This window comes from Paraoerskovia marina (assembly GCF_900105445.1).
GTDB classification, from domain to species: domain Bacteria; phylum Actinomycetota; class Actinomycetes; order Actinomycetales; family Cellulomonadaceae; genus Paraoerskovia; species Paraoerskovia marina.
This window is the reverse complement of record NZ_LT629776.1, coordinates 122,503-139,454: the sequence shown is the minus strand read 5'-3', so window position 1 is coordinate 139,454 and position 16,952 is coordinate 122,503. Positions and strand designations below refer to the sequence as shown.

The window sequence follows — 16,952 nt, the reverse complement described above, 5'->3', positions numbered from 1 at the left end:
CGAGAGGATCAACGATGACCGAGAGTCGACGACTGTGGCGCGCCCGCACGGGGGTGGTCTCTGCCCTCCTGGGCAGCCTCCTCGCCGCGGGCGTGGTGGCGCTCCCTGCGGGCGCGGTGACCTCTGACGGCACGCCGGAGGTCGGCGACGTCGCCGTCACGGCCGGCGGGACCGAGCTCGCCGTGAGCGCCGTCGACCCGCCGAGCAGGACCTCGGGCGCCGTCGCGGTGTACACCCCGGCGTTCGGGACCGCGACCAACACGAACCCGTGGGGCGCAGAGGCCGTCCTCGTGCCCACGGACGAGGTCGGGGCGTGGGAGGTGAGCAGCGTGTGCACGGCGCTCTCGACCTGCGCGGACCCGTCCTGGCGTGCGGGGGGCAACGAGATCCCGGCCGACGGTCTCGTCCTGTCCGTCTCGCCGGGTGGCTCGCCCGACGTCCGGGCGATCCTGCGCGACGAGGTGAGCGCGGGCGACGTCGTCCGCTTCGAGGAGGTGGTCAGCCGCAGCGCCACGACGACGGTCGACGTCGTCGACCCCAGCGCGGAGAACAACCCACCCGGGGTCGACCCGGCCAGCGGTGAGTGCTACCCGGGCTGCCGCGGTGCCGAGCAGCTCGTCGTCTACACGGGCGGCTCGGGTCGGACGCAGACCGGGACCAACGACTACGGCTTCGAGGTGCGCGTCGTCGACGGGATCGTCGTCGGTGCCGGGGGCAACGACAGCGAGATCCCGGCCGACGGGACGGTCCTCTCCGGCCACGGGTCACGCGGCACCTGGCTCCAGGCGAACGCTCCGGTCGGCGCGGCGGTCGTCCTCGACGGGGACGAGCTGACGGTCACCGTGGACGAGCGTGCCGCGATCTACGGTGCCGAGCAGGCGGTTCTCGCCGCAGGCACGGCGATCGACGACGCGAACGCGTCCTGCGTCATGTTCTCCGAGGCGGAGGCCGCAGCGGATCTCGCCGACGCCGAGACGCTGCTCGCGGACGCCCGGGAGGCCGCGGCAGCATCGGACGCCGCAGCCGCCACCGAGCTCGCCGACCGTGCGTCGTCGAGCGCCGCGACCGCGCGGTACCGCACCGCGGAGTCCCGCGCGGCCGAGGGGCGCGGGGTCTGGGTGCGACCGGAGGAGACGACGCCCGCGCAGATCCGGACGACGCTCGACCGGATCGACGCCTCGGGCTTCAACATCGTGTTCCTCGAGTCGATCTTCCAGGGGACCACGATCTACCCGTCCGCCGTCGCCGCCGAGGCGGGGGTCGCTGCGCAGCGGCCCTCGATGGTCGGGTTCGACCCGCTGCAGGTGTGGATCGAGGAGGCGCACGCCCGCGGGATCGAGCTGCACCCGTGGGTCCACAGCTTCTACGTCGGGTCCGACGCGGCCACCGACGGGCCCGGACCGGTGCTCAGCGTCCACCCCGAGTGGGCCGCGGTCGAACGTGAGGACGTGGGTGCCACGAGCCCGATGCCGTCGTCGCGGGAGCCGGGCTACTACTTCCTCGACGCCGCGATCCCCGAGGCCCGGCAGTACGTCACGGACCTCCTGGCCGAGCTGATGGGGATCTACGACGTCGACGGTGTGCACCTCGACTACATCCGCTACCCGGTCTCCCTCCCGTGGGAGACGGCCGGATTCTCGTACAGCGACTACTCGCGCTCGGCGTTCGAGGCCGAGTTCGGCGTCGACCCGTACGAGCTCTCGCCCGACGACGACGCGTGGGCAGACTGGAACGCCTGGCGCGAGGAGAACGTCACGTCGTTCGTGCGCGGCGTGCGTGAGCTGCAGCAGTCCGAGGCTCCGGACGTCCAGCTCTCGGCCGCCGTCTTCGCGAACCCCTCGGACGGGCTGGAGAAGAAGTTCCAGAACTGGGGCGCGTGGGCCGACGAGGGGCTCGTCGACTTCCTCACCGGGATGACGTTCGGGACGTCGGCGGACTCCGTCGGCGCGGACACCCTCGCCATGCGGGAGCGGGTCACCAACGAGAACCTGCTCTACACCGCGACGTACGGCCCGTTCCGGGGCTCGACGCCGCAGACGATGCTGGACCAGGTCGCGTCGGTGGTCGACGCGGGCTCGGACGGGGCGGCGCTGTTCGCCTACAACCAGCTCACCGACGAGCAGGCGGCGGCGCTGGCCGACGGGCCGTTCCGCACCGATGCCGTCGTGCCGCACGCCGACCGGGTCGGTGCCACGGTCGTCGGCCTCGACGCGCTGCGGGAGCGAGTCGCGGGGGCGCGGGACGCCTGCGTCGACAAGGGCACGTCGTCGTCGGTCGACGCCCAGCTCAAGAACGCGGCGAAGTTCCTCGACTCGGGCAAGGTCTCGCACGCGCAGCGAGCGCTCGACAAGGCGGCTGACCGGATCGGCCGGGCCGACGTGTCAGAGCCAGGCGCGGCGGTCTTCGTCGACGACGTCGAGCGTGACCTCGCGATGTACGGTCGCTGGCTCGACCAGGTCGGCTGACCCGACCGACGCGTTCGACACGGCCGGCCGCACCGGGACCCCCGGCGCGGCCGGCTATGCGCGGTAGGCGACGATCGCGACGTCGTCGTGCGCGCCGTCGGGCAGCAGGGCCGCCAGGAGCCGGTCGGGAATCGTCTCGACGGGTCCCGAGCAGATTGGCACCGCGGCGGCTGCGAGGCGTTCGAGTCCCGCGACCAGCGACTCGTCCCGGCGTTCGACGAGTCCGTCCGTGTAGAGGATCACCGTGTCGCCCGGGCCCAGCCCGACCTGGGCCTCCGTGCGCTCGCCGCCGAGCGTCAGCGGCATGCCGCGGGCCTCGTCGAGCCAGCGGAAGGTGCCGTCGGGACGGACGAGAAGCGCGGGCGGGTGGCCCGCGCTCGAGTAGACGAGCGTGCGCGCCGCCGGGTCCACAACGCCGCAGAACACCGTGGCGTACTCGGCGCCGGCGAGCGACGCGGCGTAGCGGTCGAGGATCGTGAGCGTCCGGGCAGGGGCCGTGGCGTTGTGGAGCGCGGCGCTCCCGGCGCTGGAGAGCCGGCCCATCCGGGTGGCGGCGTCCAGGCCCTGCCCCACGCAGTCGCCCACGACGAGCGCCGAGGTGCCGTCCTCACGCTCGACGACGTCGAACCAGTCGCCGCCGACCGACAGCCGGCGGTCGGCCGGACGGTAGCGGGTCTGCCAGCGCGGCGACGCCAGCGGGGTCGGGGCCATCGCATCCTGGAGGGCGTTGCCGACGGAGAGCGCGCGGGTCAGCTCGCGCTGCAGGGCGTCGGCGCGGACGAGCGCCGTGCCCGTGGTGCGGGCGAGGAGCGCGAGGAACTCCCACTGCCCGGCGTCGAACGGCCGTCGCTCGTTCCCGGTGATCGTCACGCTGCCGACCAGGCGGTTGTCACCGGTCGTCGAGAGCGGGTGGACGGCCGTGTAGCCCACGCGCTGCGGGGCGGCGAAGCGGCGGACGAAGTCGCGTGCGGCGGACGTCGCCTCCTCGTCGTGCCCGGGGATCCCGGCGATCAGTACCTCGCCGACGTGGATGCTGACACCCCCGACGTCGGCCGACCCGGCGAGGACGTCGACGGCGGCCTTGGCGAGCGACTCGAGCGCCTCCGTCCCGTGCTGGTGCATCGTCGTCGACAGGGCGTGCAGCGTCTGGAGCCGCCGACTGTCGACGACGTGCTCCGTCGTCTCGGTCGCAATGTCCAGCACCCCGCGGACGGTGCCCGTCTCGTCACGGAGCGGGCTGTAGGAGAACGTGAAGGTTGTCTCCTCCGGGTACCCGGACCGGTTCATCAGCAGGGGGAAGTCCTCGTCCCAGGTGGGCTGCCCGGAGCGCATCACCGTCTCGAAGAGCGGCCCGATCTCGTTCCAGACCCCGCCCCAGAGCTCGGCGGCAGGAGCGCCCATCGCGCGCGGGTGCAGGTCCGAGCCGAGCATGGGCCGATAGCCGTCGTTGTAGATCATCGTCAGCTCGGGGCCCCACGTGACGAGGACCGCGAAGCGGGTGGTGAAGCAGATCTCGACGGCGGCGCGCAGCCCGGCCGGCCAGGTGTCCGGCGGGCCGAGCGGAGTGGCGGCCCAGTCGGTCGCGCAGGCGAGGTCACCCGTGTCGCTGCCTGCGGCGACGGCGTCGAACCAAGATGTCATGTGCTCAGAATAGGTTCCCCGAGGGCGTGCAGGCGCCAGGATGCCTGGAATCGCAACGCTGTGAGGGAGTCTTCAGCTGCAGCATCCGCCGCCGCAGCAACCGCCGTCGGCGTTCGCTGCGGCGGCGGCCGCGACGAGCGGGAGGGTGGCGGTGGCGGCGCCGCCGCCGAAGAGGCGCTGGGCCTCGCGGCTCGCCGCGTGCTCCGCCGACTGGGCGGCCTCGGCGTTCTCCTGGACGGCGAACGACGCAAGCTGGTACCCCGACTCGTCGATCGCGCCGCGCAGCTCGGCCTCGTCGAGCGGGTCGTCCGAGGTCACGGTCACGCTCGACGTCGCCCCGGAGCGGAGCTGGACGAGGACGTTCTCGACGCCGCGGACCTGGGTGATGTCGGAGGTGATGCCTTCGACGCAGGATCCGCAGGTCATGCCGTTGATACCGAGCGTGGTGACAGTGGTCATGAGGGCTCCTTCGGTGGGTGTGTCAGCTGCGGACGAGGCGCGCGATGGCCTCGGAGGCCTCGGCGACCTTGGCGGCGCCCTCGTCGTCGGAGGACCGGGCGGCCTCGACGACGCAGTGGCCGAGGTGGTCGCCGACGAGACCGATGCTCACCGCCTGAAGCGCCTTGGTCACCGCCGAGACCTGGGTGAGGATGTCGATGCAGTAGGTGTCGTCCTCGATCATCCGGGCGATGCCGCGCACCTGGCCCTCGATGCGGCGCATGCGACGCAGGTACGCGTCCTTGTCGGACGTGTACCCGTGCGGCGGCTCGGGAGCGGTCGGCTGAGAGGTCTCGGGCGTGGTCACGATGTCCTTCGTGGGCAGGGGTGCTGTGCGCCTCCCACGATACCGCTCGCGATCGGGAAAAGATACCCATGAGGGGTATTCTCCCGTGGTGGCGTTCTGTTGAGAACGTGCGGAATCCGGGAACCAGGCGCGCCGCTAGTCGGCGACGTGCGCCGCCCGGGAGTGCGCGGTCTGCCGGGCGTGGGCCTGTGCGGCGAAGGCGGCGGCCTCGGCGTCCCGCGTCACGGACGCCTCGACCACGGTGAACCCGGCGTCGCGCGCGGCGTGCCGCAGCTTGGCCACGTTGAGCATCTCCAGGGTGACGACGCTGACCCGGGCGGGAGCGTCAGGGACGAGCTCGACCATGACGTCTCTCACCTCGGGGTGCTCGCGCAGTGCCGCCTGGACGCGCGCCACCTCGTCGACACCGGTGATTCCCTCGACCCGCAGCTCCGTCACGGTGGACATCGACCCCACACCCTTCCTCAGTGCCGTGCGGCGGGACCTGCCGCACCGAACCACCGTATTACTCCACCCCGTCCGACGCTCGGCGCGCGCCGCGCAGGCGCGGGACCGGCACGATCCGCCATGATGGGACGGCGGCCGGGTCGGCCGCTCGGAGCTGAAGGAGAAGGCATGACGTACATGGCGGCAGGCGGGACCAACTTCGCGGGCCTCGCACGGCAGATCTGGTACTGGCCGGTCATTCGTGGCGTCATCATGGTGCTCTTCGGTCTCGTCGCGCTCTTCGCGCCGCTCGAAACACCGCCCGCGCTTGTCCAGGTCTTCGGGATCTTCGTGATCGTCGACGGGATCGCGAGCCTGATCGACGGGATCCGGCGCCGCGGGACCGGCGTCGGGAGCCTCAACACGGGGATGGGGGTCGTCGCGATCGGGTTCGGCCTCGTATTGCTGTTCCTCCCCGAGATCACGCTCGGCATCGTCCTGATCCTCATCGCCCTCTGGGCCTTCATCATCGGCGTCTTCCAGCTGATCGCCAGCCTGGGGATGCGCCGCCGCGCCGGGGCGTCGTGGGTCTGGGGGACGATCAGCGGCATCCTGCTCATCGCGCTCGCGATCGTGTGCGTGGTGAACCCCGAGACGACGCTGGCCGTGATGACGCTGATCATCGGCGCGTTCGCCGTCGCGGTCGGCATCGCGATGATCGCGCTCGGCTTCCGGATGCGGAAGCTCGGGGACGACGGCCCTCAGGGGCCTGCGGCGAAGTCCGGCCCGGGTGAAGTGATCGAGGGCGAGATCATCGAGGGCTGAGTCAGCCCTGCGGTGTCTCCCACGCGAAGGGCCCGGTGTACTTGGCCGGGTCCTCCGTGCTGGGAAGGCTCGGCGCGAATAGCGCCTCGAGCACCATCCGCTCCATCCCGGCGTTGTCCGCGGGCCAGACGGGGTCGGGCATCGGCTCGCGCACCATCTCGGCGGCGACGAGGACGTCGAACGGCGCGCCTTCGGGGCGGAACGAGCCCACGGCGCCGAACACCGCACCCGGAAGCACCGCGACCTCCGAGCCGGTGAGGTCCCCCGTCAGCCCGGAGATGTCACGTGCCGTGTAGTTCATGAACGCGACGAGCCATCGGATGCCCGGAACGGCCGCGACCAGCTGGGGGTCCGACGTCGTCGGCGTCGCGGCCGTGATCATGAACCCGGGCGCAGGAGGCCCGTCCTCGGCCGTCAGCGCCCGGTACGTGGGGCGGCCGTAGGGCGGCTGGGCGAGGATCGTCCTGGCGAGGTCGTGCGGCGTCGGCGCTGTCACGCCGATCAGAATGCCACGCAGGCAGGGTGCGTGTCAGCCCCCTGTCAGCACTGTGAGACAACTTCAGGCTTTGGCCTCCGCGGCGGCCCGGGCGGCACCCGGCAGGGCCGCCAGGATCCGGTCGATCGCCGCGTCGTCGTGCGCCGCGCTGACGAACCACGCCTCGAAGACCGACGGCGGGAGGTTCACCCCGGCGTCCAGCATCGCGTGGAACAGGGCGCGGTAGCGGAACGTCTCCTGCGACTGGGCGGTTGCGTAGTCGCGGACACCGTCGACGACGGTCGGGCCGTAGAACGCGGAGAAGAGCGATCCCGCCCGCTGGATCACGTGCGGGACGCCCTCGGCGGCCAACGCCTCGCCGAGCGCGCGGGCGAGGATCGAGGAGACCTCCTCGACGCGGGCGTAGACGGCGTCGTCGGCGAGCCGGAGGGTCGCCAGGCCCGCGGCGACGGCCACCGGGTTCCCGGAGAGCGTGCCCGCCTGGTACACCGGCCCCGTGGGGGCCAGGTGGTCCATCACCGCGGCGGAGCCGCCCAGGGCGGCGATCGGCATACCGCCGCCGACGACCTTGCCGAACGTGAAGATGTCCGGGGTGTACGCCGGGCCGCCCGCCGGTGACGGGGAGATCGAGTTCTCGTAGCCCCACCAGCCCGACGGCCCCACGCGGAACCCCGTGAGCACCTCGTCCATGATCATCAGGGCGCCGTGCTCGGCCGTGATCCGGCGGAGCCCCTCGTTGAAGCCCGGCTCGGGTGGGACGACCCCCATGTTCGCGGGGCTCGCCTCGGTGATGACCGCGGCGATCTCGTGACCACGCGTGGCGAAGGCCTCCTCGACGGCGGCCAGGTCGTTGTACGGCAGCACGAGCGTCTCGGCAGCGCTGGCCGCGGTGACGCCCGCCGACCCGGGGAGCGCGAGGGTCGCGACGCCCGAACCGGCCTCGGCGAGCAGCGAGTCCACGTGCCCGTGGTAGCAGCCGGCGAACTTGATGATCAGCGAGCGGCCCGTGTACCCGCGGGCGAGACGCACCGCCGTCATGGTCGCCTCGGTGCCCGTCGAGACGAGGCGCACGCGCTCGGCGGCGGGGACCCGGCGACGGATCTCCTCCCCGAGCTCGGCCTCGGCCACCGTCGGTGCACCGAACGAGAGCCCGCGCGCCGCCGCCTCCTGGACGGCAGCGACGACCTCGGGGTGCGCGTGCCCCAGCAGCGCGGGGCCCCACGAGCACACCAGGTCCGCGTAGTCGCGCCCCTCCACGTCCGTCACCCAGGGACCGCTCGCCGAGACGAGGAACCGGGGGTCGCCGCCGACGGAGCCGTAGGCGCGGACCGGGGAGTTCACCCCGCCCGGGAGCACCGCCTGCGCGCGCGTGAACGCCGAGTGGTTGTCGGAGGAGGACATCGCCGCCGCGGTCGCGGCAGCCAGTGCAGCGGTGGGTTCGGTCATGGGGCCATTGTCCGTCCGGTGGGGCGTCGTTGTCGAAGCGGTGACTCCGGGCCGGTCCGGCGTCGACCCGCAGCCGTCGCCTACGCGCGGATCCAGTCCGCGGCCTCGAGAGCCCAGTAGGTCAGCACGATCGACGCGCCGGCGCGTCGAATGCCCACCAGCGACTCCAGGACGGCGCTCCGACGGTCGATCCACCCGTGCGCCGCCGCCGCCTCGATCATCGCGTACTCGCCCGAGACCTGATACGCGGCGACGGGGACGTCCGAGCGTGCCGCGACGTCGGCGAGCACGTCCAGGTACGAGCCCGCGGGTTTGACCATGACGAGGTCCGCGCCCTCGGCCAGGTCGAGATCCGCCTCGCGCAGCCCTTCACGGCCGTTGCCCGCGTCCATCTGGTAGGTGCGCCGGTCACCCGTCAGCGACGAGTCGACCGCCTCGCGGAACGGGCCGTAGAAGGCGCTGGCGTACTTCGCGGAGTAGGCGAGGATGCTGACGTCCGTGAACCCGGCGGCGTCGAGCGCCTCGCGGATCACGGCGACCTGACCGTCCATCATTCCCGACGGCGCGACGACGTCGGCACCGGCTCGCGTCTGGGCGACGGCCAGTGCGGCGTACCGGTCGAGGGTGGCGTCGTTGTCGACCCGGCCCGCGTCGTCGAGCACGCCGCAGTGGCCGTGGTCGGTGAACTCGTCCAGGCAGGTGTCGGCCATGACGACGACGCCCGTCCCGCCGGCGGCGACGGCCTCGTCGGAGACGCGGCGCGCGATGCGGACACCGCGGTTGAGGATGCCGTCCGGGTCGTCGCCCGCGCTGCCCGTCGCGTCCTTGTGGGCCGGGATGCCGAAGAGCATGACCCCCGCGATTCCCGCGGCGCACGCGGCGCGGACGGCGTCGGCCAGCGTCGCCTCGGTGTGCTGCACCTGGCCGGGCATCGACGTGATCGGCTGCGGCGCGTCGAGGTCCTCGCGGACGAAGAGCGGGAGCACGAGGTCGGCCGGGTGCAGCCGGGTCTCGGCCACCATCCGGCGCATCGCGGGGGTGGTGCGCAGACGGCGCGGGCGATCGATCACAGTTCCTCCTGCGGTGTCAGGTGCGGCGTGCGGACCGGAAGGACCTCGTCCTCCGGCGCGAGGGCGGTGTCGCCGTGCTCCGGGGTGTCGGCCGCGAGCCGTGCCGCGATCACGTCGAGCACGGCGGCCTCCAGTCCGTCGTCGTCGGCGCTCGCCGCCACCTCGTCCACACGCACGTGGACGTCGCGGGCGGCGCGTGCCGTCGGCTCTCCTATTGTCACCCCGGCCACGCAGGCGTGGGGTCCCAGCTGGGAGGCCACCTCGCGGGCGACCGAGCCCGACGTCAGCACCACGACGTCGACGTCCCCGGCTTGCCAGGCCTCGGCGGCCTCCCGCGAGACCGGGTGCGCGACGGTGCGGTAGACCGTGACGACGTGCGGGTCGAAGCCTCGCTCGCGCAGCCCGACGGCGGCCGTCGGCGTCGCGAGGTCTCCGAGCGGGAGAAGGACGCTCGGCGCCACCGTCGCGTCTGCCTGGTCCGCGTGGTCGCCCGGCTCGCCGGGCAGTTCGGCCGCGAGCGCCGCTCCCGACGCCTCCGTCGGCCGGAACGCCACCTCGACCCCGGTCGCCTCCAGCGCGCGGGCGGTCGCGCGGCCCACCGCCGCCCACCGGACGGGTATCTCCGCCAGGGTCGTCGCCTGCCGGGCGGCGGCCGCCACGAGCTCGTCGATCGCGTTGACCGACGTCACCGCCACCCACCGGAACCCGCCCTCGCGGAGACGCGTGACGGCGTCGTCGACCGGCGCGGTGTCCTCGATCGGAGCCCGGGAGATCACGGCACTGACGATCACGCGGGCCCCGCGGGCCTGCAGCCGGTCCGTGAGCGCCGCGGCCCGGGACGGCGAGCGCGGGATCAGTACGGTCACGCCGTCGAGACGGTCGGGGCTCAGCTCGGTCACGCGGCCACTCTTCCGTGCGCCCGGTGCCGACGTCGCGGGCGCTCACACCGTGGGCGCGTCGTCTCGCGACGTCCGGAGGCGTGCACGTCAGCCTCGGGGACCGAGCTCGGCGAGCTCCGCCGCTCCCGCGGCGAGGAGCTCCCGGGCGAGGTCGGCGCCGAGGCGGGCCGCGGCGTCGTGCGCGGCGGTGCGATGCGCCGTGGTGTCCGTCGGCAGGGTCACGGAGGCCGAGCGCGCGAGGCGCTGCGTGCCGTCCGTGCGCACCACGGCCGAGGCGAGGTGCAGGGTGTCGCCGTCGAGGGTGCCGAGCGCGCCGACCGGCGCGGCGCAGCCTGCCTCCAGCGTGCCGAGCAGGGCACGCTCGGCGGTCACCGCGAGCTTCGTGGCGCGGTCGTCGAGAGCCTCGAGCGCGGTGGCGAGTCCGGCGTCGGCCAGCACGTCGGTGCGGACCTCGACCGCGAGCGCCCCCTGGCCCGGGGCGGGCAGGACGTCCGGGGCGTCGAGGAACTCGGTGACGACGTCCGCGCGTCCCGTGCGGCGCAGACCCGCGGCGGCGAGCACCACGGCGTCGAGGTCGGCGTCCGGCCCCTGCGCGCGGGCGAGCCGCGTCTCGATGTTGCCGCGGATGTCGACGATCGTGAGGTCGGGCCGCAGCGCGAGCAGCTGCGCGGCGCGGCGGGGTGAGCCGGTGCCGACCCGGGCGCCGTCAGGGAGCGTGGCGAGGTCGAGCCCGTCCCGGGCGCAGAGGGCATCGCGATGGTCCTCGCGCGGCGGAGTGACGACGTGCAGCCCGTCGACGCCCTGGGTGGGCAGGTCCTTCAGGGAGTGCACGGCGACCTCGACCCGGCCGTCGAGCAGCGCGGCACGGATCGCCGTGACGAACACGCCGGTGCCGCCCATCTGCGCCAGGGGGCCGGTCAGCACGTCACCGTCGGTGCGGATCCGCTCCAGCGCGACCTCGCGGCCGGTGAGCTCGCGGAGTCGCTCGGCGACGTGCCCGGACTGGGTGATGGCGAGGGTCGAGCCTCGGGTTCCGACGCGCAGAGTCACGGTGTCAGTATCTCGCGCGGTCCGGGGCGCGTCGACCCGCTGGCCGGTGCCGAGCGTCACGTTCTGTCGCGGTCCCGCTGCCGAGCGGCACGTTGTGGTCCTCATGGGCTCCGGTTCACGACCAGGACGTGCCACTCGGGGCGCCGCGAGGGCCAGGACGTGCCGATCTGCGTACCGACCGCGCAGCCCCCGGGCCGTCACTCGGCGAGCAGCCGGTCCGCCGCCTCGTCCGCGTGCGCCACGACGTTCGCCAGCCCGGTGCCAGCGAGCCACGACCCGGTCACGACGAGCCCGCTGATCGCGTCGACGCGACCCGCGTACGCCGAGACAGCCTCCCGGTATCCCGGGGTGGGCGGCGGCAGGGTGCCCTTCCACCGGGTCTTGAGCCGTCCCTCGACGACGTCGTGCTTGGTCAGGTCGGTGCCGAGCAGGATCGAGGCGTCGGAGGCTGCCTCCTCGACGGTCACCTTGGGCGTGCGGGTGCCCAGCCGGCCGTAGGAGAGTCGGACGACGTGGCGGCCTTCGCCGAACGTCTCGCGGACCCGCTCGGCGAGCCACGGCCACTTCGCGGTCGCGTGCGTGAGCGCCTTCGCACGGGGCTCGCCGGAGCCGAGTGCCGCGGTGCTGGCCGTCTCCGGCAGGCCTCCTGCGGGTGGGGCGACGAGCACGCCGGTGCCGCGCGGTGCGTCGTCGAGAGCCGGAGCGTTGACGAGCAGGCTGACCAGCCGGATGTCGGTGCCCTTCGGCCGTTGCGGGCCCGCTCCGAGCACACGCTCGGCGACACCCGGGGTCGTCACGACGAGCCGCGGGGTGCGGATCCTTCCCGCACCGGCGAGGCTCAGCACCCACCGCTCGTGGTGGTCCCGGGAGACGTCGATGACGTCGGCGTCGGTCTGGATGGTGCCCCCGGCGGCGGTGATCGCGTCGACGAGCGCCCTGACGAGCAGGTGCATCCCACCGACGACGCCGCGGACTGCGGACCCTGCCGGGGCGGCGGCCCGCAGCGACGCCACGGCCTTGCCGAGCGACTCCTCGCGCCAGTAGGCCTCGAGCAACCCTGGTGCGACCGCGTCGACGTCGAGAGCGGACAACGGTGCGGAGTGCACGCCGGTGGCGACCGGGGCCACGAGCCGGTCGGTCACGCGGTCGCCGTAGCGCGAGCGGACGAACGCGTCGAGACTCCGGGTGTCGACGACCTCGGCCGGCATGGTGCGGTCGCGAGCCGCCCGGACGGTGCCCCGCCAGCCGATGGCGCGCCGTACGTCGTCGGCCCCCGGGTTGGCGGGGATACCGAGGATCCCGGCGGCCGGGAGGGGGAAGTCGGTCTCGGGCGTGTGGATCCAGGCCGTCCCGCCGGCGGGTTCGACGACCTCTAGCCCGAGCTCGGACACCAGTGCGCCGATCGCCCGTCCCCGCACGGCGAACGACTCCGCGCCCACGTCGATCTCGGTGCCGGCCTCCGGGCGCCGTCGTGCGGCCGGCCTCGTCAGCGTCCCACCCGCCACCGGGCCGCCGCACCGGCTCTCCGCCTCGACGACGAGCACCCGCAGCCCGCGCTGCGTCAGTCGCAACGCGGTCGTGAGCCCCGCGACCCCCGCGCCCACCACGACGGCGTCCCACACGGTCTCGGCGGGCGGGCGCGGCGAGGGGACGTGGTTCACAGCGAGTGGACGAGCTCGACGACGCGCGTCAGGACGGTCGGGTCGGTCGTCGGGGGGACGCCGTGCCCGAGGTTCACCACGTGTGCGGGCGCGGCCCGGCCGCGTTCGACGACGTCGCGGACGTGGGCCTCGAGCACGGGCCACGGGGCGGTCAGCAGCGCGGGGTTGATGTTCCCCTGCAGCGGGACGTCGCCGCCGAGGATCTCCTCGGCCTCGTCGAGCGGCGTGCGGTGGTCGACTCCGATGACGTCGGCGCCGACCGCGTGCATCGACCGCAGCAGGTGCTCGGTGCCGGTGCCGAAGTGGATGACCTGCACGCCCTGGTCGTGCACGTGCTCGAGCGCACGGGCCGACGACGGCGCTGCGCCCGCCTCGTAGTCGGCGCGCGAGAGGGAGCCGGCCCAGGAGTCGAAGAGCTGCGCGGCGCTGGCCCCGGCCCGCACCTGGGCGCGCAGGAAGGCGCCGGTGACGTCGGCAGCCCACGTCGTCAGCCGCTCCCAGGTCTCGGGGTCGGCGTGCATCAGCGCGCGTGCCGCGAGGTGGTCGCGCGACGGGCGTCCCTCGACGAGATAGGCGGCCAGCGTGAACGGCGCACCGGCGAAGCCGATCAGGGGAGTCTCGCCGAGCGCGTCGACCGTCCGCTCGACGGCTTCCGTGATCGGGGCGAGGGACTCCGGGGTGAGCTCGCGGTCCACGAGGCGCGCGACGTCGTCGGCCGTGCGCCACGCCTGGCCCATGACCGGGCCGACGCCCGGCTCGATCTCGACCTCGACCCCGGCCAGTCGCAGCGGCACGACGATGTCCGAGAAGAAGATGCCCGCGTCCACACCGTGCCGGCGGACCGGCTGCAGTGTGATCTCCGACGCCATCTCCGGGTCCAGGCAGGCGTCGAGCATCTTGGTCCCGGAGCGCAGCTCGCGGTACTCGGGCAGGGACCGTCCGGCCTGTCGCATGAACCAGATCGGCGTCGTTCCAGGCCTGTCGCCGTGGATCGCACGGACCAGTGGGGAACGCGTCGTCGTGCCGGACATCAGGGGGTGGCGCTCGGGAAGACTCACACAAGCGATTCTGCCGTTGATCGTGGCGAATGGTGTAATCGAAGCACTGTGGTGCTGATGTCGATGACGGCGAGCCACCACGACCTCGATCTCGACGCCCTCGAACTCCTCTCGTCCGGAGGGCATCGCGTGGCAGGGTCGGCGGTCCGCTCGTGCGAAGCGATCTCCGGTGCGGTCGTGATCTCGACCTGCAACCGGTTCGAGGTGTACCTGGACCTGACCGGCCAGCACCTGGCCGGTGGCGGGCGGATCACCGACCTCGCCGCAGAACATGCTGCCCGCGAGGTCGCGCAGCTCGTGGCCGAGGCGTCCGGCGTCACGCTCGACGAGACCGTCGGCGCGTTCACCGTGCGGACCGGACGCGACGTCGTCACCCACCTCTTCGACGTGGCCTCTGGCCTCGACTCGATGGTCCTGGGGGAGCGGGAGATCGCCGGCCAGGTGCGCCGGGCCCTCGCCGTCGCGCACGACGCCGGAACCACCTCGGGCCCGCTCGAACGCCTCTTCCAGTCGGCCAGCCGCGCGTCGAAGGACGTCGCCGCCCAGACCCACCTCGGCGCCGACGGGCGCTCCGTCGTGTCCGTCGCGCTCGATCTCGCCGAGCCGTCCGTGCCGCCGTGGCGCGTGGCCCGTGCCGTGATCGTCGGCACCGGTGCGTATGCCGGGGCGTCCGTCGCGGCGCTCCGAGCACGCGGGTGCGCGGACGTGCGGGTCTGGTCGGCCTCCGGACGTGCCCCCGAGTTCGCGGCCGCACGCGGTGTCGAGGCCGCCACCGACCTCGTCTCGGCGCTCGCGGACGCCGACGTGGTGATCTCCTGCTCCGGGACCTCGCGCCGCGGCCCCGGCCCGGGCGACGCCGGCGCGTCGGTCAGCTACCTCGTCCACGCGGCCGCCGTCGTGCAGGCCCGGACCCGGGCGGCAGCCGTCGCCGGTGACGACGCCGACGCCCGCGGGCTCGTGGTCCTCGACCTGGCGCTGCACCGCGACGTCGACCCGGCCATCGCCGACGAGGCCGACGTGCTCCTGCTCGACCTCGCCGCGGTCCGCGCGCACGCGCCGAGCGAGGCGAGCGCGCGGGTGCGGTCCGCGCACCGGATCGTCGGTGCCGCCGTGGAGGACTTCGCCGCGCGGGAGGCCGTCCGCGGTGCCGATGGCGTGATCGTCCGCCTGCGTGAGCGGATCGACGCCGACCTCGAGGCGGAGATCCGGCGCAGCGCCGCGACCTTCAGCTCGGACGCCGACCGCGCCGCGCACGAGCGCTCCCTGCGGCGGTTCGCCGCGACTCTCCTGCACCGGGCGATCGTCCGCGTGCGGACGTCGGTCCGCGACGGCGTGCCGCCCGAGCAGATCACCGTCGAGCGGGTGCTCGAGGACCTCGCGCGCTGACCGTAGGGTGCGGAGGTCAGGCCCGCGGCACGTACAGCACCGCCAGTCCCGGGACAGGGGCCCGCGCGAGCCGGCCGTCGCTGGTGAGGAGCGGGACGTCGAGTGCGAGTGCGAGCGCCACGTAGTGGGCGTCGGCGACCCGGACGGCGTGACGCAGCGCCCAGATTCGCCCGGTGAGCTGTTCCGTCGGGACCCGCTCGACGGGCGCGTCGGTCCAGGCCGCGACCGCGGCATCCGCCTGTGAGCCGTGCAGCATCCCCGCGCGTTCGAGCCGGGCGACCGCGGAGAGCACCTCGGTGTCGATCAGCGCCGGGGCGAGCGGGTCCGTCTCCGTGAGGTGCGCCAGAGCCCCGGCCTGGTGCGGTGAGGGGAGGAGCGCGTCCACGGCGACGCTTGCGTCGACGACGGCACGCCTCATGCCGACGGAGCCGTGTCGGCCGGTGCCTGGTCCGGTGCCGCGGCCGGGCTGTACTCGACCCGGACGTCGTCCAGCGTGCGGTGCAGGTCGAACGCCGGCACCGTCGCGGGAGCCGCTGCCACGCGCGCGGCCCACTCGCGCATCGTCGGGCGCGCGAGGTCCCGCCGCAGCAGGCGTGTCACGTACTCGGACATCGAGACGCCCTCGGCGCGCGCCCGTTCGGCCAGGGCCTCGTGGAGGTCCGGAGGGAGGTTCCGCACCTGGAGCATGCTCATCTCATGAAAGTAGCATGCTCAGCACATGCACGACGCTACCGCGGCGGCACTGCGCGTCGCGTACGGTGACGGCGTGATCAGTGCAGACCACCTCCGCCTCGGCGTCCTCGACATCGGCTCCAACACCGTGCACCTGGCGGTCATGGACGTCGCGCCGGGTGCCCGCCCCGTGCCGTTCGGCGGGGAGCGCGCCGTCGTGCGCCTGATGCGCTATCTCCAGCCCGACGGGTCGATCTCCGACGAGGGGGTGGACGCGCTGCTCTCCGCGGTCGAGCACTCGGTCGCACAGGCCCGGGCCGCAGGCGTCGACGAGCTGATGCCGATGGCGACCTCGGCGCTGCGCGAGGCGGCGAACGGCCCCGAGGTGCTGGCCGCCGTCGGGAACCTCACCGGGGTGCCCGTCCAGGTGCTGGCCGGCACCGAGGAGGCGCGCCTGACGTTCCTGGCCGCGCGCCGGTGGCACGGCTGGGGCGCGGGACGCATCCTCGTGCTCGACATCGGCGGCGGGTCGCTGGAGATCGCCTGCGGCGTCGACGAGGAGCCAGACCTTGTGCACTCCGTCCAGCTGGGCGCCGGCCGGACGACGATGGACTTCCTGCACGACGACCCACCGACGGGCGACCAGCTCAAAGGCCTCAAGCAGCACGTCCGCGACGTGCTGGCCCCGGTCGTCGCGGAGTTCGCGGCCTGCCCGCCCCCGGACCACGTCGTGGCGACGTCAAAGACGTTCCGCTCCCTCGCGCGGCTCTCGGGCATGCTCGTCGACGCGGTCGGGCCCGACGAGAGGTGGCGGATGCGGCGCTCGCAGCTCGCCGACTGGGTGCCGCGGCTGGCACGGCTCGACCCGGACGGCCGCGCGATGCTCCCCGGGATCACCCCCGAGCGCACGTATCAGATCGTCGGGGGCGCCGTCGTCGCGGTCGAGACGATGAAGGCGCTCGGCGTCGACGAGGTCGAGATCTGCCCGTGGGCGCTCCGGGAGGGCGCGATCCTGCGCCGCATCGACCGGCTCTGACGCGCGACGGACGCGG

Annotated in this window: 17 protein-coding genes; 4 read left to right on the top strand and 13 right to left on the bottom strand. The window is 73.7% G+C overall.

Annotated features, from left to right (window positions below; all coding sequences use genetic code 11):
* Positions 1 to 14 precede the first annotated feature (14 nt).
* Positions 15 to 2,465, top strand: a complete 2,451-nt coding sequence (locus BLU20_RS00640) for a glycoside hydrolase family 10 protein (protein WP_083371187.1) — start codon at positions 15 to 17, stop codon at positions 2,463 to 2,465.
* A gap of 54 nt (positions 2,466 to 2,519) precedes the next feature.
* Here BLU20_RS00640 and BLU20_RS00635 read toward each other — a convergent pair whose 3' ends face one another.
* From BLU20_RS00635 to BLU20_RS00620, 4 genes are all read right to left on the bottom strand, one after another.
* Positions 2,520 to 4,106: a SpoIIE family protein phosphatase gene (locus BLU20_RS00635; RefSeq protein ID WP_083371186.1), complete on the bottom strand. Its 1,587-nt coding sequence runs from the start codon at positions 4,104 to 4,106 to the stop codon at positions 2,520 to 2,522.
* A gap of 72 nt (positions 4,107 to 4,178) precedes the next feature.
* A complete protein-coding gene (locus BLU20_RS00630; RefSeq protein WP_083371185.1) occupies positions 4,179 to 4,565 on the bottom strand; it encodes a heavy-metal-associated domain-containing protein in 387 nt (128 codons plus the stop codon).
* 22 nt (positions 4,566 to 4,587) lie between these two features.
* On the bottom strand, positions 4,588 to 4,911 hold the full coding sequence (locus BLU20_RS00625) for a metal-sensitive transcriptional regulator (RefSeq protein WP_269457207.1): 324 nt from the start codon (positions 4,909 to 4,911) through the stop codon (positions 4,588 to 4,590).
* A gap of 135 nt (positions 4,912 to 5,046) precedes the next feature.
* Positions 5,047 to 5,358, bottom strand: coding sequence for a heavy-metal-associated domain-containing protein (locus tag BLU20_RS00620; protein WP_052366756.1), 312 nt, complete (start codon positions 5,356 to 5,358; stop codon positions 5,047 to 5,049).
* A gap of 168 nt (positions 5,359 to 5,526) precedes the next feature.
* On the opposite strand from BLU20_RS00620, the gene BLU20_RS00615 reads away from it, so the two are divergent.
* Complete coding sequence (locus tag BLU20_RS00615; RefSeq protein ID WP_172828963.1) at positions 5,527 to 6,162, top strand: HdeD family acid-resistance protein; 636 nt, start codon at positions 5,527 to 5,529, stop codon at positions 6,160 to 6,162.
* Between the two features lies 1 nt (position 6,163).
* Here BLU20_RS00615 and BLU20_RS00610 read toward each other — a convergent pair whose 3' ends face one another.
* The 7 genes from BLU20_RS00610 to hemE form a co-directional block, all read right to left on the bottom strand.
* Positions 6,164 to 6,658 (bottom strand): hypothetical protein, encoded by a 495-nt coding sequence (locus BLU20_RS00610; RefSeq protein WP_083371182.1) that lies wholly within the window; start codon positions 6,656 to 6,658, stop codon positions 6,164 to 6,166.
* Between the two features lie 63 nt (positions 6,659 to 6,721).
* Positions 6,722 to 8,104, bottom strand: coding sequence for a glutamate-1-semialdehyde 2,1-aminomutase (gene hemL, locus BLU20_RS00605; protein WP_083371181.1), 1,383 nt, complete (start codon positions 8,102 to 8,104; stop codon positions 6,722 to 6,724).
* 80 nt (positions 8,105 to 8,184) lie between these two features.
* Positions 8,185 to 9,174, bottom strand: coding sequence for a porphobilinogen synthase (hemB, locus tag BLU20_RS00600; protein WP_269457206.1), 990 nt, complete (start codon positions 9,172 to 9,174; stop codon positions 8,185 to 8,187).
* Complete coding sequence (locus tag BLU20_RS00595; protein ID WP_083371180.1) at positions 9,171 to 10,073, bottom strand: uroporphyrinogen-III synthase; 903 nt, start codon at positions 10,071 to 10,073, stop codon at positions 9,171 to 9,173. The genes hemB and BLU20_RS00595 overlap by 4 nt, the downstream gene beginning before the upstream one ends.
* An 87-nt stretch (positions 10,074 to 10,160) precedes the next feature.
* Positions 10,161 to 11,123: a hydroxymethylbilane synthase gene (gene hemC / locus BLU20_RS00590; protein ID WP_231959245.1), complete on the bottom strand. Its 963-nt coding sequence runs from the start codon at positions 11,121 to 11,123 to the stop codon at positions 10,161 to 10,163.
* A gap of 197 nt (positions 11,124 to 11,320) precedes the next feature.
* Positions 11,321 to 12,784, bottom strand: coding sequence for a protoporphyrinogen/coproporphyrinogen oxidase (locus BLU20_RS00585; RefSeq protein ID WP_231959244.1), 1,464 nt, complete (start codon positions 12,782 to 12,784; stop codon positions 11,321 to 11,323).
* Complete coding sequence (gene hemE / locus BLU20_RS00580; protein ID WP_083371178.1) at positions 12,781 to 13,815, bottom strand: uroporphyrinogen decarboxylase; 1,035 nt, start codon at positions 13,813 to 13,815, stop codon at positions 12,781 to 12,783. Before hemE ends, BLU20_RS00585 begins: the two co-directional genes overlap by 4 nt.
* An 84-nt stretch (positions 13,816 to 13,899) precedes the next feature.
* Between hemE and BLU20_RS00575 the strand changes: the two genes are divergently transcribed.
* Positions 13,900 to 15,228, top strand: coding sequence for a glutamyl-tRNA reductase (locus BLU20_RS00575; protein WP_157270205.1), 1,329 nt, complete (start codon positions 13,900 to 13,902; stop codon positions 15,226 to 15,228).
* 16 nt (positions 15,229 to 15,244) lie between these two features.
* Here the strand turns inward: BLU20_RS00575 and BLU20_RS00570 are convergent, their stop codons facing one another.
* Complete coding sequence (locus BLU20_RS00570; protein WP_083371176.1) at positions 15,245 to 15,646, bottom strand: type II toxin-antitoxin system VapC family toxin; 402 nt, start codon at positions 15,644 to 15,646, stop codon at positions 15,245 to 15,247.
* Positions 15,643 to 15,921, bottom strand: coding sequence for a FitA-like ribbon-helix-helix domain-containing protein (locus BLU20_RS00565; protein ID WP_052366759.1), 279 nt, complete (start codon positions 15,919 to 15,921; stop codon positions 15,643 to 15,645). The genes BLU20_RS00570 and BLU20_RS00565 overlap by 4 nt, the downstream gene beginning before the upstream one ends.
* 25 nt (positions 15,922 to 15,946) lie before the next feature.
* Here BLU20_RS00565 and BLU20_RS00560 point away from each other — a divergent pair, with 25 nt between their 5' ends.
* Positions 15,947 to 16,936, top strand: a complete 990-nt coding sequence (locus BLU20_RS00560) for a Ppx/GppA phosphatase family protein (protein WP_083371175.1) — start codon at positions 15,947 to 15,949, stop codon at positions 16,934 to 16,936.
* The last annotated feature ends 16 nt before the right edge of the window (positions 16,937 to 16,952 follow it).

Bases quoted from the DNA above. Each gene is read 5' to 3' on its own strand.
- BLU20_RS00560 (WP_083371175.1), top strand. From the start codon at position 15,947: ATGCACGACGCTACCGCGGCGGCACTGCGCGTCGCGTACGGTGACGGC.
- BLU20_RS00620 (WP_052366756.1), bottom strand. From the start codon at position 5,358: ATGTCCACCGTGACGGAGCTGCGGGTCGAGGGAATCACCGGTGTCGAC.
- BLU20_RS00635 (WP_083371186.1), bottom strand. From the start codon at position 4,106: ATGACATCTTGGTTCGACGCCGTCGCCGCAGGCAGCGACACGGGTGAC.
- BLU20_RS00575 (WP_157270205.1), top strand. From the start codon at position 13,900: ATGTCGATGACGGCGAGCCACCACGACCTCGATCTCGACGCCCTCGAA.
- hemE (WP_083371178.1), bottom strand. From the start codon at position 13,815: ATGTCCGGCACGACGACGCGTTCCCCACTGGTCCGTGCGATCCACGGC.
- BLU20_RS00615 (WP_172828963.1), top strand. From the start codon at position 5,527: ATGACGTACATGGCGGCAGGCGGGACCAACTTCGCGGGCCTCGCACGG.
- BLU20_RS00565 (WP_052366759.1), bottom strand. From the start codon at position 15,921: ATGAGCATGCTCCAGGTGCGGAACCTCCCTCCGGACCTCCACGAGGCC.
- hemL (WP_083371181.1), bottom strand. From the start codon at position 8,104: ATGACCGAACCCACCGCTGCACTGGCTGCCGCGACCGCGGCGGCGATG.
- BLU20_RS00630 (WP_083371185.1), bottom strand. From the start codon at position 4,565: ATGACCACTGTCACCACGCTCGGTATCAACGGCATGACCTGCGGATCC.
- BLU20_RS00570 (WP_083371176.1), bottom strand. From the start codon at position 15,646: ATGAGGCGTGCCGTCGTCGACGCAAGCGTCGCCGTGGACGCGCTCCTC.
- BLU20_RS00640 (WP_083371187.1), top strand. From the start codon at position 15: ATGACCGAGAGTCGACGACTGTGGCGCGCCCGCACGGGGGTGGTCTCT.